The organism is Prescottella sp. GW823-FHT02E09 (genome assembly GCF_058797375.1).
This window is the reverse complement of the sequence record NZ_JBXAJP010000018.1, coordinates 1-22,208: the sequence shown is the minus strand read 5'-3', so window position 1 is coordinate 22,208 and position 22,208 is coordinate 1. Positions and strand designations below refer to the sequence as shown.

Genomic DNA, 22,208 nt, shown 5'->3' with positions numbered 1-22,208 from the left:
CCTCGCCGTCTACAGCCGGATCATCGCCGAAGTCGCCGAATCCGGATACAAGGGATTCGCCATCCTCGAAGGGTGAGTCTGTCCGCCCAACTCGTCGGCCCCGGCACCCTCTCCCAGGTGCCGGGGCCGACGAGTATCCGAAGCCGGGCTCGGAACGGTTACCCCGACCGCACGGCCGGCAACGGGGACGGCATCGCGAGGAATCGACCCGACATCGGGGCGTATGTGTTTCAGTCCACGATTTTCACGTTACGGACGGTACCGCTCGTGTTAGGTTCCTCGAGCAGTCGGGAGGCATATCGGACGAAGGGGCACGGCGTGCGAAAGTTGTTCGCAGGACTGGTGATCGCGGTTACGGGAGCACTCCTGATCGGCACGGGCGGAGCAGCGTCCGCTGTCCCCTCACCGCCGCTGCCGGTACCGGACGGGTTCTTCTCCGGCATCCCACCGGAACTCCTCAATCCCGCCGGATCGCTCCCCGGTTCCAACGACTTCTCGTGCAAGCCGACGGCAGAGCACCCCGAACCGGTGATCCTGGTGCACGGCACCGGCGGTGGACAGCAGACCAATTGGGGCAAGTACGCGCCGCTGCTCGCGAACGAGGGGTACTGCGTGTTCGCGCTGACCTACGGCACCGCGCCCGGCGTGCCGTGGCCGTTGACTGCGATCGGCGGGATGCTTCCGATGGAGCAGAGCGCGCAGCAGTTCGGCGCCTTCGTCGATCGGGTGCTCGCTGCCACCGGGGCGAAGAAGGTGAACATTATCGGGCATTCGCAGGGCACGCTGATGCCGAGCTACTACCTGAAGTTCCTCGGCGGCGCCGACAAGGTCGACAAGTACGTCTCGCTCGCGCCCCTGTGGAAGGGCGTCGACGCACTGGGCGTCTCGCAGCTGGCGCCGGCGGTCAAGCGGGCGGGTCTTCAGCAGGTACAGGCGGATACGGTCGAGAAGCTGTGCGGGGCCTGCTTCCAGATGGCGGCCGGCACCGACTTCATGAACAAGATGAACGAGGGCGGGCCCTACGTCCCGCAGGTGACGTACACCAACATCATGACCCGCTACGACGAGGCCGTCGTGCCGTACACGGCCGGCTTCGTCGAGGCCCCGAACGCCACCAACATCGTCGTACAGGACGGCTGTTCGCTCGACTACGCCGAACACGCGGGCATCGCCGCGGATCCGATCGCGGCGACCCACGTGCTCAACGCACTCGATCCGGAGCATCCGCGCCCGGTCCCGTGCTTCTTCGTCCCGCCGTTCACCGGCTGACCCAGGCCTGCGGCCCGTGCGCCTTTTCGGTAGGGCGAGCTACCAAAAAGGCGCACGGGCGCGAAGCGCCTAGCCGAGGACCAGGTGGTCGCCGTCCTCGGAGACGGTCACCGGCACGGTGTCGCCGTCACGGACGGTGCCCGCGAGCAGCAGCTTGGCCAGCTGGTCGCCGATCGCCTGCTGGATGAGGCGACGCAGCGGGCGCGCGCCGTACAGCGGGTCGTAGCCGCGCACCGCGAGCCAGAACCGCGCCGAGTCCGACACCTCCAGCGTGAGCCGCCGGGCCGCGAGGCGCGAGGCCAGCTGGTCGAGCTGGATGTCGACGATCGACTCGAGCTGCTCCTCCGACAGCGGATCGAAGACGACGACGTCGTCGAGCCGGTTGACGAACTCCGGCTTGAACGCCGCGCGCACCGCCGCCATCACTTGTTCACGATCGCCGCCGGCACCCAGGTTGGAGGTGAGGATCAGGATCGTGTTCCGGAAGTCGACCGTGCGGCCCTGACCGTCGGTGAGGCGGCCGTCGTCGAGCACCTGCAGCAGGATGTCGAACACGTCCGGGTGCGCCTTCTCGACCTCGTCGAACAGCACGACGGTGTACGGCCGGCGGCGCACCGCCTCGGTGAGCTGTCCGCCCGACTCGTAGCCGACGTAGCCGGGGGGCGCACCGACGAGCCGCGCCACCGAGTGCTTCTCGCTGTACTCGGACATGTCGATCCGCACCATCGCGCGTTCGTCGTCGAACAGGAACTCCGCCAACGCCTTCGCGAGCTCGGTCTTGCCGACGCCGGTGGGACCGAGGAACAGGAACGAGCCGGTGGGCCGGTTGGGGTCGGCGACGCCGGCCCGGGCGCGGCGCACCGCGTCCGACACCGCCTGCACCGCGTCCGCCTGCCCGACCACGCGCTTGCCGAGTTCGGTCTCCATGCGCAGCAGCTTGGCGGTCTCACCCTCCATCATGCGGCCGGCGGGGATGCCGGTCCACGCGGACACGACGTCGGCGACGTCGTCGGGACCCACCTCCTCCTTGAGCATGACGGCACCGTCGGATGCGCCGTCGGATGCGGCGGCCGCGGCATCGAGTTGCTTCTGCAGCTCGGGGATCCGGCCGTAGCGAAGCTCGGCGACCTTGCCGAGGTCGCCGTCGCGTTCGGCGCGTTCCTCCTCGCCGCGCAGCGCCTCGAGCTGTTCCTTGACCTCGCGCACCGAATCGATGGCGTTCTTCTCGTTCTGCCATCGGGCGGTGAGCTGGCGGAGCTTCTCCCGATGGTCGGCGAGTTCCTCGCGCAGCTTCTCGAGCCGCTCCTTGGATGCCGCGTCGGTCTCCTTCGTCAGCGCCATCTCCTCGATCTCGAGACGACGCACCACGCGCTCCACCTCGTCGATCTCGACGGGACGCGAGTCGATCTCCATGCGCAGACGCGACGCGGCCTCGTCGACGAGGTCGATGGCCTTGTCCGGCAGGAAGCGCGAGGTGATGTAGCGGTCCGACAGGGTCGCGGCGGCGACGAGCGCGGAGTCGGTGATGCGCACACCGTGGTGCACCTCGTACCGCTCCTTGAGTCCGCGCAGGATGCCGACGGTGTCCTCCACCGACGGCTCGCCCACGAGGACCTGCTGGAAGCGACGCTCGAGCGCGGCGTCCTTCTCGATGTACTGGCGGTACTCGTCGAGCGTGGTGGCGCCGACCAGCCGCAGCTCGCCGCGGGCGAGCATCGGCTTGATCATGTTGCCGGCGTCCATCGCCGACTCGCCGGTCGCGCCGGCGCCGACGATGGTGTGGAGCTCGTCGATGAAGGTGATGACCTGGCCGGCCGAGTTCTTGATGTCGTCGAGCACGGCCTTGAGCCGTTCCTCGAACTCACCGCGGTACTTGGCACCGGCCACCATCGACCCGAGGTCGAGCGAGATGACGGTCTTGCCCCGCAGGGACTCCGGGACGTCGCCGGCGACGATGCGCTGCGCGAGGCCCTCGACGATCGCGGTCTTGCCGACGCCGGGTTCGCCGATGAGCACCGGGTTGTTCTTGGTGCGACGGCTCAGCACCTGCACGACGCGCCGGATCTCGGTGTCGCGGCCGATGACCGGGTCGAGCTTGCCCTCGCGGGCCTGCGCGGTGAGGTCGGTCGAGTACTTCTCGAGCGCCTGATAGGTGCCCTCCGGGTCCGGGCTGGTGACGCGGGCACTGCCGCGGACGGCGGTGAACGCGTCGCGCAGCGCCTCCGGGGTGGCACCGTGGCCGACGAGGAGCTTGGCGACGTCCGAGTCTCCGGCAGGAGCGGAGCCTGCGGAGCGACCCAGTCCCCCAGCGAGACCCACCATGACGTGCTCGGTGGAGACGTACTCGTCGTCCAACTCCGTCGCCAGATGCTGCGCGGCGGTGATCGCCGCGATCGCCTCGCGTCCGAGCTGCGGCTGCGTGGTGGCACCGGTGGCCCGCGGTAGCCGGTCGACCAGGACCTGGGCCTCGTGCCGCACCATGGTCGGATCGACGCCGACGGCCTTGAGCAGCGGCGCGGCGATGCCGTCGGTCTGGTCGAGCAGCGCGACCAGCAGGTGTGCGGGACGGATGTCGGGGTTGCCCGCCGCCGACGCCGACTGCAGCGCAGCCGTCAGCGCGGCCTGGGTCTTGGTGGTGGGAGAGAACGAGTCCACTGGTCACCTTCCTTGCGACGAACGAACAAGATCATTGTGCCGTGTCGGAGGATTTCCGCGCGGCTGTCGTTCTCCTCAACGAACGAAACCTTGAGTCTGTTCCGCTCAACTTCAAGTTTCTACGGTCACCACCCGTCAGCAGCGCGGCGGGACATCCCGTGCACACTGGTAGGCGGTGCCGGTCGGTTTCCCACGCCCGGGCCACGGAACACGCGAGGGAGGACGACGTGGACACGGCCGAGATCGGGCTCATCCGCTCACTTTTCACTACCGTCACCACGTCCCCGGACCACCGCGACCGCTTCGCCCGCACCTTCTACACCCAATTCTTCGGACGGTTGCCCCAATGCCGGTCGCTGTTCCCCGCCGGCATGGACGCGCAGCGCGCCAAGCTCGTCTCGGCGGTCGAGTTCATCGTGCGCGGCCTCGACGACACCGATCGGCTGCTGCCGTTCCTCGCCCAACTCGGCCGCGACCACCGCAAGTACGGCGTGGAGCGCGAGCACTACGCCGCGGCGGGCAACGCGCTGCTCGACGCGGTGCGTGACGTCGACTCCGACGAGCCGTGGAGCCCGGAGAGCGACGCCGCGTGGCGGGAGCTGATCGCGCTGATCACCACCACGATGTCCGACGCGGCCGACGCCGACGACTTCCCGGCGCTGTGGGGGGCGACCGTCGTCAGCCACGAGCGGGTGCTGCGGGACCTCGCGGTCATCCGGCTCGAGTGCGACTCGCCGATCCCGTACGCCGCCGGCCAGTACGTGAGCGTGCAGATCCCGCAGCGGCCGCAGATGTGGCGGTACCTGTCACCGGCGATGCCGACCAACCCGTTCGGGCAGCTCGAGTTCCATGTCCGACGCGTGTCCGGCGGGTGGGTGAGCCCCGCGATGGTCAACGAGACCGCGGTCGGCGACCGCTGGCAGCTCAGCTCCCCACTCGGCGGTCTCCACGTGGACCGCGAGTCCGGGAAGGACGTGCTGATGATCGCCGGCGGCACCGGACTCGCCCCGCTGCGCGCACAGATCATGGACATGGCTCACCGCGGCGTCAACCCGCGGGTGCACCTGTTCGTCGGCGGCACGTACCCGTGCGACCTGTACGACATCGAGACGCTGTGGCACCTGTCGCTCAGCAACCCGTGGCTCACGGTCGTGCCGGTGACCGAGGAAGCCGAGAACCCCTGGTGGCACCCGTATCCCAGCCCCGAACCGCCACCGGGACTGCACCAGCGTCTCCTCGGTCCGCTGGGCCGGGTGGTGGGCCAGTTCGGAACCTGGGCAGACCGACAGGTGCAGATCTGCGGTTCCCCGGCCATGGTGAAGACCACCGCGTACGCATTGCAGCGGACCGGCACACCGGCGTCGGCGATCTCCTACGATCCGCTGCGCTGACATTCTGCTGCCCGAACGGGGAACAATGGCGGAATGCAGCAACCCTCCTGGACCGCAACCGTCGTCGAACACCACCGCCTGCGCCGCGACCTCGCGGTGGTGCGCCTGATCGGTGAGTCCGTGCCGTTCCGAGCCGGACAGTACGTGGATGTGAGCGTGCCTGGGCATCCGCGCCTGCCCCGACGCCTGTCCCCCGCGCTGCCGCCGTCGCTCGACGGCAAGCTCGAGTTCCACGTCCGCACCGTCCCCGGCGGCTGGGTGAGTCGCAGCATCGTCGAGGACACGCGCCCCGGCGACCAGTGGCAGATCTCCACGCCGCGCGGCGAACTCACGGTCGACGAGAACGGGCCGACCGTCGTGATGGTGGCCGGAGGAACGGGCCTCGCCCCGCTGCGTTCGATCATCCTGGATCTCACGCAGGTCGAGAATCCGCCGCAGGTGTACCTGTTCGTGGGTGGCCGCACTGCCGCCGACCTGTACGCGTCGGACATGCTGTGGATCCTGACGCGGCAACTGCCGTGGCTCACCACGGTTCCGGTCGTCGAGGACGTCACCGACCCCGGAACGAACGACGAGTGGTACGCCCGGATCGTCGCCGAGGTCGGCCCGGTCAACTTCCACGAGGACGACCTGCTCGAGGGCACGCTCGCCGAGGTCGTTGCCGAGCACGGCGCGTTCGTCGACCACCAGGTCCTCGTGTGCGGGTCGCCCGCGATGGTGCGGACCACGCGAGATCGTCTGATCGCCACCGGGACCCCCGCCGACGCCATCCGGTTCGACCCGCTCGACTAGCGGTGCGCCGGGAATGCCGGGCGAGAAATGAACGAATCTCCTGCAGGTCTGGACGGGCGTCCATATAGTCAGCGAGGACGCGTTCGGGGGTACGGCTCCAGGTGATGCGGTGCGGTACGCGTCCTGATGACTGCAGCAGCCGACACCTAATCCCGATCGAATGGAGCTCTTCCGTGAACCGTACGACGCTACGACGAGCTGCCGCCGCCGGCGCCAGTGCCGCGATGATCGCCACCGGCATGACCGTCTCCCTCGGCGCCGGAACCGCCGCTGCCCAGGAAGCCACCTGCCAGCAGACCAAGAACTTCAGCGCCGACGGCATCGTCGTCCAGCAGACCGTCGACAAGGCCGAGGTCGCACCCGGCGGCACCGTCACCTACCAGACCAAGGTGAGCCGGGGCAGCGGAATCTGGATGCTCAAGGAGATCGGGCAGTTCCACGACCCGGCACTGACGCTGGACGGCTCCCGGCTGAACGTCTGGTACGTGAACGGAGGCCAGAAGTGGGGCCCGACCGAACTGAACAACGATCCCGCCAAGAACCTGTACTGGGAAAAGACCCAGGGCTACTGGGAAATGACCGGCGGCAACTACGCGATCCTCGAGATGACCTACCGCGTCTCCGACGACGCCCAGGCCGGTACCGAACTGGTCAGCGGCGTGCAGGCCAAGCCCGTCGGCTGGAACAGCCAGGAGTGGCCGACGAACGGCGCCTGCGTGAAGGTGCGGGCCAAGAACCCGGTCGAGTCGGCGAACGGCAGCCTCGATTCGGCCGGCCTCGGCTCGGTCAGCACGGCCAGCACCTCGATGTTCGGGTCCCTGACCGACCCGACCGGGTCGATCAGCGACGTGATCAACGGCATCGACTTCGGCAAGATCTTCGGCGCGGTGGTCGGTAGCTGACCGACGAACACCGACACGGAAACGCCCGGCCGACGGATTCTCGTCGGCCGGGCGTTCTCGTCATCCCGAGCGCTTGTCACACCGAGCGCGCGGCGCCTTCCCAGAACTGCGCGCGCAGCGCCTTCTTGTCGAGCTTGCCGAGCGGGGTGAGCGGCAGCGTGTCGACGAAGTCGACCGACTTCGGGGCGTGCACGGAACCCTTTGCCGACCGGACGCGTTCGACGAGGTCGGCGGCCTCGACGGTCTGACCGTCGCGCAGCACGACGCACGCCTTGACGGCCTCACCCCACTTCTCGTCGGGCACTCCGACGACCGCGACGCTCGCGACCGCGGGGTGCCCGGAGATGACGTCCTCGATCTCGCGCGGGAACACGTTGAAGCCGCCGGTGACGATCATGTCCTTCTTGCGGTCGACGATGTAGAGGAAGCCGTCCTTGTCGGCGCGGGCGATGTCGCCGGTGTGGAGCCAGCCGCCGCGCAAAGCCTCGGCGGTCTCGTCCGGCTTCTTCCAGTACTCCTTCATCACCAGCGGGCCGCGGACGCAGATCTCGCCGAGCTCACCGCGGGGCACCTCGTTCAGGTCGTCGTCGAGCAGGCGCACGTCCAGCCACGGGACCGGGCGACCGCACGACGCGAGCCGCTCGACGTTCTCCGGGTCGTGCTCCTCCTTGCGCATGACGGTGATCGTCATGCCGCACTCGCTCTGACCGAAGTACTGGAAGAAGATCGGCCCGAGTTCGGCGATGCCTTCCTGCAGGCGGGACGGCGACATCGCGGCGGCACCGTAGAACAGCGTCTGCAGGCTGGAGACGTCGCGGGTCTGCAGATCCGGGTGGTCCAGCAGCATGTAGATCATGGTGGGCACCAACATCGTCGAGGTGATCTTGTACTTCTCGATCGCCTCGAGGACGGCGCCCGGCTCGAATGCCGGCAGCACGACCAGCGAACCACCACGCATCAGCGTGGGCACGAAGAACGCCATGCCCGCGTGCGAGAGCGGAGTGCAGGCCAGGAAGCGCATCTCGTCCGGGAACTGCCACTCCGCCATCTGGATCTGCGGCAGCGTCACACCGGAGCGGAACGTGTTGACCACGCCCTTCGGCTTGCCGGTGGTGCCGCCGGTGTAGACCATGCTCGACGGGTCGTCGCCGTCGACGTCCGCTGCCACCAGCGGCCGCGGGGTGAACGTGGCGGCCAGCGCGAGGATGTCGATGCCCACCTCGGACGGACCGAGCGAAAACAGGTTCTTCAGCGACGGCACCGCGGCCTTCAGGTCCGCGGCGCGGCCCTCGAACGCGGTCGGATCGAAGATCAATGTCTCGATCTCGGCGTCGCCCAGGATGTAGCTGTGGTCGTCGACCGAGCCCATCGGCGCGAGCGCCGTGTTGCGGCAACCGAGGATCATCTGCGAACCGACGCTGATGAGGACCTCGGGACGGTTCTTCGACAGCATCGCGACGGTGGAACCCTTACCGATGCCGAGCGATTCGAGCGCCTGCCCGAAACAGCTGATCTGGTCGCGCATCTGGCCGCCGGTGAGCACGACGTCTCCGAGGTAGAGCGCCGGCCGGTCCGCGTTGCGATCCAGCGCGGTGATGAGCAGGTCCGCCAGGTAGCGGGGGCGGTGGAGAACGTCGGTGAACTCGTCGGTCATGTGTGTTCCTTCTTCGCGCGCGGACGCGGACGCGGCGCTGCGAGCGCCGGTCGCGCCACGGTCGGCCTGTGTGGTCCGGGTCACCGACACGATAACCGGATTTCAGCAGAACTGGAACCTGTTACACCCGCCGGTTCGCCCCGTTCGCCGCCGTCACCCGAGACGAGCGCCTCGGCGGTTTCGGCCGCCGCCCGCCGATCCGTCTTGCCACCCGGCCCCATGGCCAGCCGATCGACGGCGACCAGGTACTCGGGCATGTACTCCGCCGTCACCCCCTGAGACCGCAGCCAGCCGGCCAACAGTTCGGTGTCGAGATGCCGCCCCTCTCCCAGAACGACCACAGCACAGACCCGTTCACCGTAGACATCGTCGGGAACCCCGACGACGACGTCGGACACCGCTTCGTGGCCGCGAACGAGTGTCTCGATCTCCACGATCGAGATGTTCTTGCCGCCCCGGATGATGAAGTCGGCTTTACGTCCGACCACCCGCACCCGGCCCGCCTCGTCGATCTCCACGACGTCACCGAGCAGCATCCAGCCGTCGTCGGTGTACAGCTCGGCGTTCGCGGACGCATCACCCCAGTAGCCGGCCGAGACGAGTGGGCCACGCACCGCGGGCTGGCCACGCCGGTGTCGTCCAGCACTCGGATGTTCATCGACTCGAGGACGTGACCGCAGGTGCCCAGCCGGGTCTCGACGTCGTCGTCGAGCGTGGTCCGACTCACGGGCCCCGCCTCGTTCGACCCGTAGAACTGCAGAACCGATGCCCCCGTGCGTTCTTCGAATGCCAGGGCGTCGCGATACGGAACGGGTTCGCCTCCGGTGTAGAGGACGCGCAGGCTCGACAGGTCGCGGTCCCGCATCGCGTCCGAGCGCAGCAGCATCTTGAACTGCGTGCTGACACAGCACAGCACGGTGACTCGCTCGCGTTCGATCAGCATCGCCATCTCGTCGACGTCGAACCGGTCCGTCACCACCGCGGGAACGCCGAGGAGGGTCGGGAGGAAATGCGCCGACCACAAACCGAATCCGAACGGTGCCGGAACGACCGAGCAGACCACGTCGTCCGGTCCGATCCGGCCACCCAGCATCGCTTCCCGCGCGAACTCGATCCACTTGCGTTCGTCGTGGGCCACCACTTTCGGCAGGCCCGTGGTACCCGACGTCGAGTTCAGGATCGTCACGTCCGCCGTGGTGAACGGTGGACCGGGCATCACCGGGTCCGTGGAGTCCGCATCACCGATCCGATGGCGGACGACGGTGTCGGCGGCCTCGTCGATCACCACCACATCCGCGGGGAACACGTCCTGTTCACGCAGTTCGTCGACGAGGTCGCGCCACGCGCGTCCGCGGATCGACGGCGCGGTGACCAGTACCTGCGCGCCCGTGCGGCGCATGATGTGTGCCACTTCCCGCACCCCGGAGCGCACCCCGACGGCCGCCGCGACGCGGCCCGCCCGGAAGCAACCACACAGCGCGGCATGCACACTCGCCGTGTCCGGCAGGAGAAGGGCCACGGGCGGCCCTTCTCCTGCGTGAGGGATCCGGCGGAGGGTTGGGTTCACGGCGTCGGCCGAACGGTCGTAGTCCCGCCAGGTTGTCGATCGCGTCGCCGTGACGAACGCCGTCCCGTCGGGAATCCGTTGCGCCCATGCACGGACGACGTCGCTGACGGAGAGATCTCGGTGGCTCTCCGGTGTCGTCGCGAAGCTACCCGGCACGATCGTGTCCCGCGCCGGCCCTCGTTCGCGGTTCCCGCCGCTCAACGGACTTACCGATACTTCCGCAGTTCGGAGCGGGCGACGCTCCGGATGTGCACCTCGTCCGGTCCGTCGGCGATGCCCAGGATGCGGGCGCTCGCCCACATGCGCGCGATCGGGAAGTCGTCGGTGACACCGCCGCCGCCGTGGCACTGGATCGCCCGGTTCAGCACCGACCTGGCCACCCGCGGACCGATCACCTTCACCGCGGCGATCTCGATCTGTGCGCCCTTGGCACCGACGCGGTCGATCATCCATGCCGTCTTGAGGACGAGCAGGCGGGCCTGCTCGATCTCCATGCGCGACTCGGCAATCCAGGTACGCACCACACCCTGATCGGAGATGGGGCCGCCGAAGGCATTGCGCGCCATGGTCCGCCGCGCCATGAGCTCGAGTCCACGCTCGGCCATCCCGATGCACCGCATCGCGTGGTGGATACGGCCCGGCCCGAGACGCGCCTGCGCGATCGCAAAGCCCTCCCCCTCGCCGGAGAGCATGTTGGTGGCCGGGACTCGCACATCGGTGAACCGGATCTCGGCGTGCCCCTGCTGATCGTGATAGCCGAAGATCGGCAGCGATCGGACGATCTCGACGCCGGGTGTCGCGACCGGTACGAGGATCATCGACTGCTGACGGTGCGGCTCCGCGTCGGGATCCGTCTTGCCCATCAGCACCAGGATCTCGCAGCGCGGATCGGCCGCACCGGTGGTCCACCACTTCCGGCCGTTGATCACGTAGTCGTCGCCGTCCCGCACGATCGACGTGGAGATGTTCCGGGCATCGGACGACGCGACGTCGGGCTCGGTCATCGCGAAGCCCGATCGGATCCGTCCGTCGAGCAACGGTGCGAGCCACCGCTCCTTCTGTTCCGCCGTGCCGAACATGTGGAGGATCTCCATGTTGCCGGTCGACGGCGCGGAGCAGTTGAGGGCCTCGGGTGCGATGTACGGCGAACGACCGGTGACCTCGGCGATGTGCGCGTAGTCCAGGTGTGTCAGCCCGGACAGTGCCGGCAGGAAGAGGTTCCACATACCCTGGCGGCGGGCCTCGGCCTTGAGTTCCTCGACGATCGGCGGGAGGACGTGGCTGCGCGGACCGGACGCCTCCAACTGCTCCGCGTACACCGGCTCCGCCGGATAGACGTACTTGTCCATGAACGCCTCGAGGCGTTTGATGATGTCCCGGGCTTCCGGGCTCGGTGAAAGATCCATTTCGTGCTCCTCGAGATTGTTGGGGCTCGGCCGTCACCGGCTCGTCAGGATGACCTTGCCGCGGGCGCGCCGGCCCATCACGACGTCCAGCGCCGCGGACGCTTCGGCCAGCGGGTAGGTCTCACTGACGTGCGGGCGAAGCTCGCCGCGGTCGTACCAGTCGAACAGTCGACGCATGTTCTCGGCGTTGCGGTCCGGGTTGCGTTTGGCCCACGCACCCCACAGCACTCCGTGCAGCGCACCACCGCTGACGAGCAGCCGGTTCATGCCCACCTTCGGGATGTCGCCCGACGCGTATCCGACCGTGAGATATCTTCCGCCCCAAGCCAGTGCCCGGACGGCGGCCTGGGCCTGGTCGCCACCGACCGGGTCGTACACGACGTCCACTCCGCCCGGTGCCAGCTCCGCGATCCGACTCTTCAGATCGCCGGCGGCGTAGTCGATCAGCTCGTCGGCGCCGTGGTCGTGGCACACCTCGAGCTTGTCCGGACTCGATGCGGCCGCGATCACTCTCGCGCCCAGCGCCTTTCCGATCTCGACGGCGGTGAGTCCGACACCGCCCGACGCGCCGAGGACCAGCAGGGTCTCCCCCGGCGCGAGGTCCGCCTTGTCGACCAGGCCGTGGTACGACGTTCCGTAGGTGACGACGAAGCCGGCGGCGTCGACGTACGACATGGAGTCCGGGATCGGGAACACCATCGTCGCGGGCACCGCCACCTGTTCCGCGTAGCCACCCATGCCGCAGAACGCGAGTACCCGCGCACCGACCGCGATTCCGGCGACGCCGGCACCGAGGGCCCGGACCACGCCGGCCGTCTCCGACCCGGGAACGAAGGGCAGCGCCGGCTTCGTCTGGTAGTTGCCCGAGACGATCAGCCCGTCGGGGAAGTTCACACCCGCGGCGTGGACCTCGACCAGAACCTCGCCGGGCCCGGGTACAGGATCCTCGACGTCGGTGTAGCGCAGGACGTCCGGTTCCCCGAGTGCGTCACACAACTGGGCCTTCACACCGCGGCCCCGTTCGTCACGAACGTGGCCCACGCCTTGACGGCCAGGCCACCGGTCTGCCGGGCACAGTCGAGTTCGAGGTCGATCTTGCCGACGCCGTCCTCCTCGTACTCCCGCAGGATCTGCGCCGAGCAGGTGAGCACATCGTCGGGCCACACCTGCTCGAGAAAACGCACCCGGAACGAGCGCACGTTCTCGGCGCCCAGCCAGTCGGTGGCGTAGGTCGCGAGCAGCCCCGCCTGGAACATGCCCACCGAGAACGGCGTCGGGTAGCCGGCGGCCTCCGCGTACGTCTGGTCGTGGTGGATCGGGTTCATGTCCCCCGAGGCACCCTGGTAGCGGACGAAGTCCGTCCGGGTCACCGGACCGATCGTGCGGGGTGCGGGGACTACCATCGTGCCGGTCATGATGCCTCCGTTGCGGGACGTGCCGTTTCGACGCCGGTCATCGTGCCGCGGGCCACCACGGTGCCCGACTCGTCGACGAAATCGGTCACCATCACCGCGAACGTCATCTCGCCGCCGCGGCGGCCCTGTTTGGTGTAGACGTCGGCGATCCGTGACGTGCAGCGCAGTCGCGTGCCGGCCTTCGGCGGTGGGCCGAAGAACTCGTACTGCTGCTCGGCGTGCAACCCACGCTTGCCGTCGAGTTCCACTGCTTTCCAAGGATTTCCGTCTTCCGGCTGCCAGAGCAGCGTCGTCGTGAGGAAGGTCGGCGGGGACACCGCATCCTCACGCTCGAGGTAGTCGGGATTGGTCGAACGGGTCGCGACCGCGAACTCGCGGATCTTGCCCCGCTCCACGTCGAGGTCGAAGGGCACGCCCTCGACGCCGACAGCATCTGTGTTGGCCATGTTCTCTCCAGGTGTGTGTACGAACTGCGCGACCGCGGATCAGGCGTGCTGACTGCTGACCGATACGACCTCGCCGGTCATGTACGACGAGTACTCGCTGGCCAGGAACACCATGACGTTGGCGATCTCCCACGGCTCCGCCGCGCGACCGAACGCCTCACGGGCGCTGAGCTGTCCGAGTAGTTCGTCGCTGGTCACCTTGGCCAGGTGCGCGTGCATCGCAATGCTGGGCGACACCGCGTTGACGCGGATGCCGTGCTCGGCCACGTCCAGGGCCGAGCACCGCGTCAGGGCCATCACCCCCGCCTTCGCGGCGGCGTAGTGAGCCTGCCCGGCCTGCGCCCGCCAGCCGATCACCGACGCGTTGTTGATGATCACGCCGCTGCGACGCGGAACCATGTGCCCCAGCACCGAGCGCGTGGCGCGGAACGTGCTGGTGAGGGTGACGTCCAGGACCGAGTGCCACTCGGCGTCGGTCATGTCCGTCACGCTCGCCGTACCGCCGAGACCCGCGTTGTTGACCAGCACGTCGATCGCCCCGAATTCGCCGACCGCACTGTCCATCAGGGTGTCGATCTGCTGCTGGTCGGTCACGTCGCACGCGACGGCGAGCGGGCGCGTTCCGAACTCGGCTTCGATCCGATCCGCCGCCTCCGCGAGTCGACGTTCGTGCCGGTCGCTGATGGTGAGCCGGGCGCCCTCGGCGGCGAACCGCTGCGCTGCCGCGAATCCGATTCCGGTTCCGGCAGCGGCGGTGACGATCACGGAGCGCCCGTCGACCAGTCCGTGTCCAGGCCCGGGGGTCGGAGTGGTCCGCTCAGACAAGGCCGCTCATCTCCCGCACCAGCTCGTCGACGGTCCAGCGGGCGCCCTTGTCGATGATCTTCCCGTACTGCCAGCCGAGGAACTGACGGATTTCGCCGCCCTTGGCGTAGAAGACCGAACCGTTGGCCGGGCACTGTTCGGTGAGCAGATACGCCACGACCGGGGAAACGTTGCCGGGGTGGTAGACGTCGAACTTGTTCGGGTCGGCCGGCTTCGCGACCATGTCCTTGATGCCGGGTACGTTCTCGGTCATGCGGGTACGGGCGACGGGAGTGATGGCGTTGGCGCGGACGCCGTACCGCTGGAGCTCCTGCGCGAGGATCACCGTCAACGACGCGATACCGGCCTTGGCCGCGCCGTAGTTGCTCTGCCCCACCGCGCCGAGCAGTCCCGAGGTGCTCGAGACGTTGACGATCGATGCCTTGACGTCGTCACCCGCCTTGGAGCGGTCGCGCCAGTGCGCGCCGAACACACGACACGGCGCGAATGTGGCGCGCAGCTGGCCGGTGATGACGTCGTCCCACTCGTCCTCACTCATGTTGACGAACATCCGATCCCGTAGCACTCCGGCATTGTTGACGAGTCCGTGCACCTCGCCGAAGCTGCCGAGTGCCGTGTCGAGCAGGCTCCGTGCACCCTCGACCGTCGTGATGTCTGCCGCGTTCGCCACCGCGGCGCCACCTGCAGTGGTGATCTCGTCGGCGACCTGCACGGCCAGCGACGGATCCGACCCCTTGCCGTCGGGCCCGGCACCGGTGTCGTTGACGACCACCCGCGCGCCCTCGGCCGCGGCCAGCAAGGCGTGTTCGCGGCCGATGCCGCGGCCCGCTCCGGTCACCACGATGACGCGATCCTTCAGTTGGTTCATGCCGTCCTCCTCCTTCAATCAAATATTTGCTACATGCTGTCGACGCGGATGAGGCGATCGAGCGTCGCCTCCGCGTCGGTGACGATGCGTTCGATGAGCTCGGCGCAGCTGGGGATGTCGTCGATGAGGCCGACCACCTGCCCGGTGGCCATGACACCGACCTCGGCGTTGCCGTCGACGAGTGCCGAGCGGTACAACATCGGCGCATTGGCGGCCATGACCACCTGACGCCACCCGAGTTCGTGGCTCTTCTTCATCTCGAGACCCTCGCGGATCATGTCCTTCCACGGAGTATGCGAGAGCCGCTGGAATGCAACGGCATTGCGCACGGCACGCAGCATCCGCTGCGGCCCCCGGGTGGATTCGAGCTGGTCGATCGTGCCGGCCCGGAGCACACGCTGCGGAACCCCGTCGATCTCCAACGTCACGACAGTGTCGTTCACCGACTTCGACAGGTAGACGTCCTTGACCGCCTGCGCCACAGGGGAATCACTGGTCAGCATGAACCGCGTACCCATCGCGATGCCGTCGGCACCGTACGCGAGCGCCGAGACCAGTCCGCGACCGTCGAAGTATCCGCCGGCCGCGATGACCGGGATGTCGACCGCGTCGACGACCTGCGGCAGCAGCAGGCTCGTCGGAACGGCGCCGGTGTGGCCACCGCCCTCGCCGCCCTGGACCACGACAGCATCGACGCCCCACTCGGCGACCTTCTCCGCGTGCCGACGCGCACCGATCGAGGGCACCACCACCAGTCCCGCGTCCTTGAGCTTGGCGATGAGATCCCGCTTGGGTGCCAGCGCGAAGGACGCCACCTTCACACCGGAGCGGATCAGCAGGTCGAGGCGCCGGTCGATGTCCTCCTGGTTGGCCCGCAGGTTCACACCGAACGGAGCATCGGTCCGGTCCTTGACGAAATTGATCGCCTGCTCGAGTTCGTCGTAGCCGAGCATGCCGCCGGCGATGATGCCGAGGCCGCCCGCCTGGGCGGTCGCCGCGGTGAGCCGCGCATCGGAGACGTACCCCATGCCGGTCTGCACGATCGGGTACCGCACGCCGAACAGGTCGCAGAGCCTGGTCTGCAGGGCCGGATGTGTCGCGCGATCGGTCGTTCCCGTGGTCATCCCTGAACCTCCTTGTCCCGTAGGTTGCGCGGATCGATCACGGTGCGGATGAGGTCGAGTTCCTCCGCGGTCGGCATACGTGTCTGCGGGACGTCACCGGGGATCACCAGGTCGAAGCCGGTGGCCGCGACGACGTCGTCGACGGTGACACCCGGATGGACCGACACCAGGCGCAGCTGCCCCTCGTCCGCGGTGAAGTCCAGCACCGCGAGATCGGTGACGACCTTGCGAAGCTCGTGATAGCGGGTTGCCGCCGACCCCGCCTTGCGGGCGTTGTCGTTGCCGACACCGGAGACCATGTCGACCTTCGGAACGAACACCCGTGCGCTGTGTTTGGGCACCCAGTAGCTCGTCGGGTGGTACACCGTGTTGCCCGGCGCACCACGGACACCCAGCAACTGCACCTTCGGACGGTCGTGGTCGCCGATCGCCGAGATGTTGCAGTTGCCGTACGCGTCGAGCTGCGTGGGGATCATCATGATGTGGCGTTTGCCGTGCCAGACCAGGTTGAAGATCTGGTTGAACGGCAGCCACGACTCGACATCACCGGTCGCGGCACCACCCACCGCCCAGGTGCCCCGGACCGCGGTGGCCTCGCCGTCGGAGATCATGAGGTCGGGCGAGAACGTGTGCCGGGCCAGGCGCACGCCGATGGCCGGGATCGTGCCGAACGCACTGGCGATGACCTCGCCGTTGTCCCGGTACGCTTCCGCGCACGCGACGACGCAGACCTCCGCCCTGGTGACGTCGCTCATGCCGACACCGCCTCTCGTTCACCCGCGACAGCCCGCTGATAATCGGCTTCGGAACCCGACAGGTACCGATCGATGAACTGCTGCCACCGCTGCGGATCCTTCGCCGCCGCAACGTATTCACGCTGGAAGGCCTCGTCCCGGTCGTAGTCGGGCACACAGGAGGTGAAATGCGCGCCGCGCGGGGCCTCCACCACACCGCTGACGAGCAGACGCGGAATCCGCACCGTGGACGGGTGCGCGGCGGCCGTCAACTCGCCGGTCGGCACGATGCGTTCACACGAGACGAACACCTGGTCGGCGGCCATGCAGAACAGGTCGTCGAAGTAGAGGTCCGGACCGAGGTACTGGGCGTTTCCGTGCATGTCGGCACGGTTCATGTGCACCAGCGCCGCGTCCAAGCTGATTGCCGGCATGGCGACCAGGGTCTCGTCACCGTACGGATCCGTGACCGTGCGCAGATCCGGGTTGACCCGCATGACGTCCGAGCCCAGACCCGCCCGCGTCGGCAGGTACGGTAGCCGGATTCCGGCGGCGTACAGTCCCCACTGGAGCATGCCCTCGTCGTACTCGTTCACCTCGATCCGGCCGTCCTGTCGTGCAGCCCGAAAGTGCGGATCGAGTGGGATCGAATCCAGCGAGACGAATCCGAAGATCACCTTCTTCACCTTGCCCGCCGCGCACAGCAGGCCCACGTCCGCGCCGCCGTATGCCACCACGGTCAGATCCTTCAGATCCGATCGCAGAATCTCCCGGATCAGGGACATCGGCTTGCGCCGCGAACCCCAGCCTCCGATTCCGATCGTCATTCCCGATCTGAGCCGATCCACTACGTCTGTTCCAGACATTCTCTTGTCCGACACGAGTTCTCCGTCCTTGGTCGAATCGATCTGCGACATCTCGATGTCGCATCAAATATTTGCTTCGCAGCGACGATCACACCGCGTGTACGCGCATCCAGTCGAGCCCCCGCGCCAGCGACCTCTCGGGCCCTTCACGATCGATGGCCGGGCCCAGCAACTCGAGGTCGATCAGACCGTCGTATCCGAGTTCACGCACCCGGCCCACCAGTCCGGCCAGCGGAATCTGGCCGTCGCCCGGCACCCACCGGTTCGGCACCGATGTGGCCTCCACTCGATGGTCGCCGATCTGGACGAGGCGGATGGCGTCCAGACTCGACGAGATCGTCTGCATCAGCCCGCGTTCCTGCCAGGCCGAGTACAAATCGACGCACAGTCCGACACCGAGCATCCGGGCCAACTCGGCCGCATCCGCGACACTGTGCGCGAAGCTGATCCCGGATCGAATGGACATGGTGTTCTCGAGCGCCAACCCCACACCCGCGTCGCGGGCGTGGGCGACGAGCGGTGCGAACCCTTCCACGGCCCGTTCGGCAGCAGCCTCCCACGACAGACTCCCCGAGCCTCCCGAGGTGAAACATACAGTCGGCGCACCAATTTCGACAGCGGCGTCGACTGCACGGCGGAGCTGATCGAGGTTGTCTTCCCAGCCACGGTCGTCGTCGACCATGGCCCGCATGCCGCCGGCAATGTAGTCGGCCGACAGCCCGCGATCGGCGACGGCAGCGACGGTCCGATCCCAGCCTTGCGCCGACATCGTCGCCGCGAGCAGACCGAACCGTGGTGAGCCGATCCGATCCAGCATCTCGAGCGACTCCACCACGGGCCACTGTGCCGTGGCGGCAAGGCACACACTCACTGTGGATCCGCCAGGGTGGCGCTTCTGCGCAGGCACCCCGTTCACTTCTTTCCGATGCACGAACTCTCCTGACTCGCAGCAGGTAACGGTGTTGAAATCGCCGTGCCTCCGCAATGTAGCAAATGTTTGATGCGCCGTATAGTCTGACTACAGACCGGCGATTCCGCGCGGGTCACAGGTTCACACGGAGGTAGAGATGGAGTGGTCCGAACGCCACACCCTGATCATGGAGCAGTCGGCCATCCTGTTCGCCAAGAAGGGCATCGCCGGCACCAAGGTCCGCGACATCGCGGAGGGGGTCGGCATCCTCTCGGGCAGCCTCTACCACTACTTCCCGTCGAAGGACGCCATCGCCGAACTGATCGTCACGCAGTACCTCGACGACCTCACCAGCGAATACACCGCGATCCTCGCCACTCCGCACCACCCACGCGAACGACTGGACGAGCTGGTCAAGGCATCGTTCCGGGTGAGCCAGGCGCATCCGCACGCATCCGAGATCTACCAGAACAACGGCGCCTACCTGCGTAAGCTGAACGCTCATCGCAAGATCCGTGACGCGGCCAAGACCACGAAAGACGCGTGGATGTCGGTGATCCACTCCGGCATCGAGACGGGCGAGTTCCGCTCGGACCTCCCCGCCGAGGTTCTCTACGGTCTCATTCGCGACGCGGTGTGGCTGTCGTTGCGATGGTTCACCCCCAGCGCCGAGTTCGGCATCGACCAGTTGGCCGATTCCGTCGTCTCCGTCTACCTCGACGGCATCCGACCCCGCCCCTGACCGAAGAGGGAGAATCAATGAGCAGCATCACCGATCCGGGCATCGACGAGTCGGCGATCGCCGTCTGGTTCGACCGGCACGTTCCCGGGACACAGCCCCCGCTGCGGTTCGACCGAATCGCCGGCGGGCGTTCGAACCTGACCTATCTGGTGACCGATGCCTCCGACCGGAGGTGGGTGCTGCGCCGACCTCCGCTCGGGATGGCACATTCCCGCGCCCACGACGTGGTACGCGAGGCCGGGGTCCTCGAGCGGCTGCACCGAACACCGGTTCCCGCGCCGGTCGTGGTGGGTATCTGCGACAGTGAATCAGTCACTGGAGCGCCCTTTTTCGTGATGGAGCACATCGACGGCGTCGTTCTTCGCGATCCGGACTCGGTGCGTTCCGCGGTACCCCGGGAGAAGCGGCACACGCTCGCGGACTCGCTGGTGCAGGCACTCGCCGATCTTCACTCCGTCGACCCCCGCGACACCGGTTGGGGTTCACTCAGCGACCGGGACGACTACCTCGCCCGGCAACTCCGGCGATGGTCGTCGAACTGGCAGCACGATCGGGTCCGGGTCCTCGACGACATCGGGCGCGCACACGATCGACTTCTCGAGCGAATCCCGGCCCAGGGCACGGGCCGCATCGTTCACGGGGATTTCCGGCTCGACAACTGCCTCATCGCCGCCGACGGTTCGATCGGCGGAATCCTGGACTGGGAGTTGACGACCGTGGGCGATCCGCTCGCCGACCTCGGGCAGCTCCTCGCCTACTGGGCGGAGCCGGACGACGACGTGTGCGCGCTGGAGAATCCGCCCACGCGTGTGGAGGGCTTCCCCACCCGAGATGCGTTGATCGAGCGATATCTCGCTGTGACGCAACCGGATTCCGTTCCGGACATCGACTACTACGTCGCCTTCAACTGGTGGAAGATCGCCTGCATCGTCGAAGGCGTCTACACCCGCACCCTGCGCGGCGCGATGGGCGAGAGCGACCGCTCAGCCGAGTCGTTCGGCGCCCAGGCGCAGCGGCTCGCCGCACAGGCGTGGAAGTACGCGCAGCGGCTCTGACCGGTGGGCCGGCAGGTAGGCGTCCGGCAGACGGGCATCAGGTCCTCACGCCGGACGCCTACGGTCCGCGACTCGGCCCTGACCGCTTTGGTGCCCGCGCCGAGACGATGCCGGTCAGTTCCGACCGTCGAACAGCGCGTCGGGGCGCAGTTTCCCGGTCAGCACCTGCGCCCGCTTGGACGCGAGACGCTCGAACGCCTCGGGGTGGGTGAGGATCCAGAACTCGTCGCGGGCGATGCCGTCGAACAGCAGTTTCGCGGCCTCGTCCGGAGTCATGCCCTCGCGGATCCGGTCGCGCCAGAACCCGGCGTCGGTGGCGGTCCCGTCGTGGACGGGGGCGTCCTCGAAGATACGGGTGGCCACCTGGCCCGGGCTGAACACCGACACCGCGATCTGTGGGAACGCCTCGGCACACTCGAGATACACACACTCGGTGAGCGCCTGGACCCCGTGCTTGGTCGCCGCGTACGCCGTCATTCGCGGGGTGATCGCGATGCCACCCACCGAACATGTGTTGACGATGTGCGACGGCTGCGGGTCGGCGCCCATGCGCGGCACGAACGACCGGATACCGTGGAACACTCCGTTCAGGTTCACGTCGACGACGCGTCGCCACTCGTCGGCCGGAACCTCCCACGTGAAACCGAGAGATTCGAGACCCGCGTTGTTCAGCAGCAGTGTCACCGAACCGAACTCGTCGTACGCGGCGTCGGCGAGGGCATTCACCGCGGCGGCGTCCCGAACGTCGGTGGGCACCGCGAGCACGGCGTGACCGTCCGACCGCAGATCGGCCGCGACGGCATCCAACCGCTCGGCGGAGATGTCGGCGAGCACGACGTTCATGCCCAGCGACGCGGCGTGGCGCGCGACGCTCTCGCCGATACCGCTGCCCGCACCGGTCACGACCGCAGTGCGGCCTCGCAGATCCTCGAGCCTCAAGGGTCTCCTCCTACTTCACGCAGTGGCCGGCATCGACCGGCAGCGTGACGCCGGTGATGTAGCGGGACTCGTCGGACGCGAGGAACAGGCTCGCATTGGCGATGTCCTCCGGTTCGATCATCGCCACGGGCAGCAGATGCATCGACTGCGTCCCCGCCTCGAACTGCTCCTGTGTCGGCTCCTCGACACCGGGACAGAACGTCCGCATCGTGGACGGGTTCTGGATCATCGGGGTCCGCGTATTCGCGGGGTGGATCGTGTTGACCCGCACGCTGTGCGGCGCAAGCTCGTTCGCGAGCGACTTCATGAGCCCGACGACGCCGTGCTTCGCGGCGGTGTAGTGCCCGACGCTGACCAGACCGCGCAGACCCGCGATGGAACTGATCAGCACGATCGATCCGCCACGCCCACCATCGACGATGTGCGGGATACCGGCCTTACAGGTGCGCCAGACACCGGTGAGGTTGACGTCGAGCATCGTCTGCCAACGTTCGGAACCCATCTCGACAGCGGGTCCCGCCGAGCTGATGCCGGCGGTCGCACAGATGACGTCGAGCCGGCCGAGAGCCTGCACACCGGCATCGGCGGCAGCCGAAAGCGCTTGCTGATCCCGCACGTCCACCTCGAACGCGCAGATCTTGCCACCGA

21 protein-coding genes and 1 pseudogene are annotated in these 22,208 nt (G+C 67.8%); 6 read left to right on the top strand and 16 right to left on the bottom strand.

The genetic code is table 11. The features are described 5' to 3' along the window. The first annotated feature begins 318 nt into the window (after positions 1 to 318). Positions 319 to 1,269, top strand: a complete 951-nt coding sequence (locus tag AC1RIF_RS27115) for an alpha/beta fold hydrolase (protein WP_492604479.1) — start codon at positions 319 to 321, stop codon at positions 1,267 to 1,269. 69 nt (positions 1,270 to 1,338) lie between these two features. Here the strand turns inward: AC1RIF_RS27115 and clpB are convergent, their stop codons facing one another. Beyond that, positions 1,339 to 3,924, bottom strand: a complete 2,586-nt coding sequence (gene clpB, locus AC1RIF_RS27110; RefSeq protein WP_492604478.1) for an ATP-dependent chaperone ClpB — start codon at positions 3,922 to 3,924, stop codon at positions 1,339 to 1,341. Between the two features lie 227 nt (positions 3,925 to 4,151). On the opposite strand from clpB, the gene AC1RIF_RS27105 reads away from it, so the two are divergent. The 3 genes from AC1RIF_RS27105 to AC1RIF_RS27095 all read left to right on the top strand — a co-directional run bounded on the left by AC1RIF_RS27105 (position 4,152) and on the right by AC1RIF_RS27095 (position 7,009). After that, positions 4,152 to 5,315, top strand: coding sequence for an FAD-binding oxidoreductase (locus AC1RIF_RS27105; RefSeq protein ID WP_492604477.1), 1,164 nt, complete (start codon positions 4,152 to 4,154; stop codon positions 5,313 to 5,315). A 33-nt stretch (positions 5,316 to 5,348) separates the two neighbouring features. Beyond that, positions 5,349 to 6,107 (top strand): FAD-binding oxidoreductase, encoded by a 759-nt coding sequence (locus tag AC1RIF_RS27100; protein ID WP_492604476.1) that lies wholly within the window; start codon positions 5,349 to 5,351, stop codon positions 6,105 to 6,107. Positions 6,108 to 6,280: 173 nt separating this feature from the next. Further along, entirely contained in the window at positions 6,281 to 7,009 is a 729-nt protein-coding gene (locus AC1RIF_RS27095; protein ID WP_492604475.1) for a hypothetical protein, read from the top strand. Between the two features lie 76 nt (positions 7,010 to 7,085). Here AC1RIF_RS27095 and AC1RIF_RS27090 read toward each other — a convergent pair whose 3' ends face one another. From AC1RIF_RS27090 to AC1RIF_RS27025, 13 genes and pseudogenes are all read right to left on the bottom strand, one after another. Further along, complete coding sequence (locus AC1RIF_RS27090) at positions 7,086 to 8,663, bottom strand: AMP-binding protein (RefSeq protein WP_492604474.1); 1,578 nt, start codon at positions 8,661 to 8,663, stop codon at positions 7,086 to 7,088. 80 nt (positions 8,664 to 8,743) lie between these two features. After that, a complete protein-coding gene (locus AC1RIF_RS27240) occupies positions 8,744 to 9,199 on the bottom strand; it encodes an AMP-binding enzyme (RefSeq protein WP_511710362.1) in 456 nt (151 codons plus the stop codon). 149 nt (positions 9,200 to 9,348) lie between these two features. After that, positions 9,349 to 10,386 (bottom strand): annotated as a pseudogene (locus AC1RIF_RS27075) (class I adenylate-forming enzyme family protein); the annotation flags it as partial. A gap of 50 nt (positions 10,387 to 10,436) precedes the next feature. After that, positions 10,437 to 11,636, bottom strand: a complete 1,200-nt coding sequence (locus AC1RIF_RS27070; RefSeq protein ID WP_492604473.1) for an acyl-CoA dehydrogenase family protein — start codon at positions 11,634 to 11,636, stop codon at positions 10,437 to 10,439. Positions 11,637 to 11,669: 33 nt separating this feature from the next. Continuing rightward, positions 11,670 to 12,644: an NADPH:quinone oxidoreductase family protein gene (locus tag AC1RIF_RS27065; protein ID WP_492604472.1), complete on the bottom strand. Its 975-nt coding sequence runs from the start codon at positions 12,642 to 12,644 to the stop codon at positions 11,670 to 11,672. Next, complete coding sequence (locus AC1RIF_RS27060) at positions 12,641 to 13,051, bottom strand: MaoC/PaaZ C-terminal domain-containing protein (protein ID WP_492604471.1); 411 nt, start codon at positions 13,049 to 13,051, stop codon at positions 12,641 to 12,643. The genes AC1RIF_RS27065 and AC1RIF_RS27060 overlap by 4 nt, the downstream gene beginning before the upstream one ends. After that, positions 13,048 to 13,497 (bottom strand): FAS1-like dehydratase domain-containing protein, encoded by a 450-nt coding sequence (locus AC1RIF_RS27055; RefSeq protein WP_492604470.1) that lies wholly within the window; start codon positions 13,495 to 13,497, stop codon positions 13,048 to 13,050. The genes AC1RIF_RS27060 and AC1RIF_RS27055 overlap by 4 nt, the downstream gene beginning before the upstream one ends. Before the next feature lie 39 nt (positions 13,498 to 13,536). Further along, entirely contained in the window at positions 13,537 to 14,322 is a 786-nt protein-coding gene (locus AC1RIF_RS27050) for an SDR family oxidoreductase (protein WP_492604469.1), read from the bottom strand. Then, positions 14,315 to 15,190, bottom strand: a complete 876-nt coding sequence (locus AC1RIF_RS27045) for an SDR family oxidoreductase (RefSeq protein ID WP_492604468.1) — start codon at positions 15,188 to 15,190, stop codon at positions 14,315 to 14,317. The genes AC1RIF_RS27050 and AC1RIF_RS27045 overlap by 8 nt, the downstream gene beginning before the upstream one ends. Positions 15,191 to 15,219: 29 nt before the next feature. Further along, positions 15,220 to 16,314 carry an NAD(P)H-dependent flavin oxidoreductase gene (locus AC1RIF_RS27040; protein WP_492604467.1) on the bottom strand — a complete coding sequence of 365 codons (1,095 nt, stop codon included), beginning with the start codon at positions 16,312 to 16,314 and terminating at the stop codon, positions 15,220 to 15,222. Beyond that, complete coding sequence (locus tag AC1RIF_RS27035; RefSeq protein WP_492604466.1) at positions 16,311 to 17,069, bottom strand: CoA-transferase subunit beta; 759 nt, start codon at positions 17,067 to 17,069, stop codon at positions 16,311 to 16,313. Before AC1RIF_RS27035 ends, AC1RIF_RS27040 begins: the two co-directional genes overlap by 4 nt. Next, positions 17,066 to 17,929, bottom strand: a complete 864-nt coding sequence (locus AC1RIF_RS27030; RefSeq protein WP_492604465.1) for a CoA transferase subunit A — start codon at positions 17,927 to 17,929, stop codon at positions 17,066 to 17,068. The genes AC1RIF_RS27035 and AC1RIF_RS27030 overlap by 4 nt, the downstream gene beginning before the upstream one ends. Before the next feature lie 73 nt (positions 17,930 to 18,002). Next, on the bottom strand, positions 18,003 to 18,785 hold the full coding sequence (locus tag AC1RIF_RS27025) for a sugar phosphate isomerase/epimerase family protein (protein WP_492604464.1): 783 nt from the start codon (positions 18,783 to 18,785) through the stop codon (positions 18,003 to 18,005). A gap of 196 nt (positions 18,786 to 18,981) precedes the next feature. On the opposite strand from AC1RIF_RS27025, the gene AC1RIF_RS27020 reads away from it, so the two are divergent. Beyond that, the gene (locus tag AC1RIF_RS27020; RefSeq protein WP_492604463.1) at positions 18,982 to 19,566 is read left to right on the top strand and encodes a TetR/AcrR family transcriptional regulator; all 585 of its coding nucleotides are present in this window, start codon (positions 18,982 to 18,984) and stop codon (positions 19,564 to 19,566) included. Positions 19,567 to 19,583: 17 nt separating this feature from the next. After that, on the top strand, positions 19,584 to 20,621 hold the full coding sequence (locus AC1RIF_RS27015) for a phosphotransferase family protein (protein ID WP_492604462.1): 1,038 nt from the start codon (positions 19,584 to 19,586) through the stop codon (positions 20,619 to 20,621). Between the two features lie 114 nt (positions 20,622 to 20,735). Here AC1RIF_RS27015 and AC1RIF_RS27010 read toward each other — a convergent pair whose 3' ends face one another. Together AC1RIF_RS27010 and AC1RIF_RS27005 are read right to left on the bottom strand one after the other, a co-directional pair. Further along, the gene (locus AC1RIF_RS27010) at positions 20,736 to 21,560 is read right to left on the bottom strand and encodes an SDR family NAD(P)-dependent oxidoreductase (protein ID WP_492604461.1); all 825 of its coding nucleotides are present in this window, start codon (positions 21,558 to 21,560) and stop codon (positions 20,736 to 20,738) included. A 10-nt stretch (positions 21,561 to 21,570) separates the two neighbouring features. After that, the coding region (locus AC1RIF_RS27005; RefSeq protein ID WP_492604460.1) for a mycofactocin-coupled SDR family oxidoreductase at positions 21,571 to 22,208 on the bottom strand (638 nt) is incomplete at its 5' end.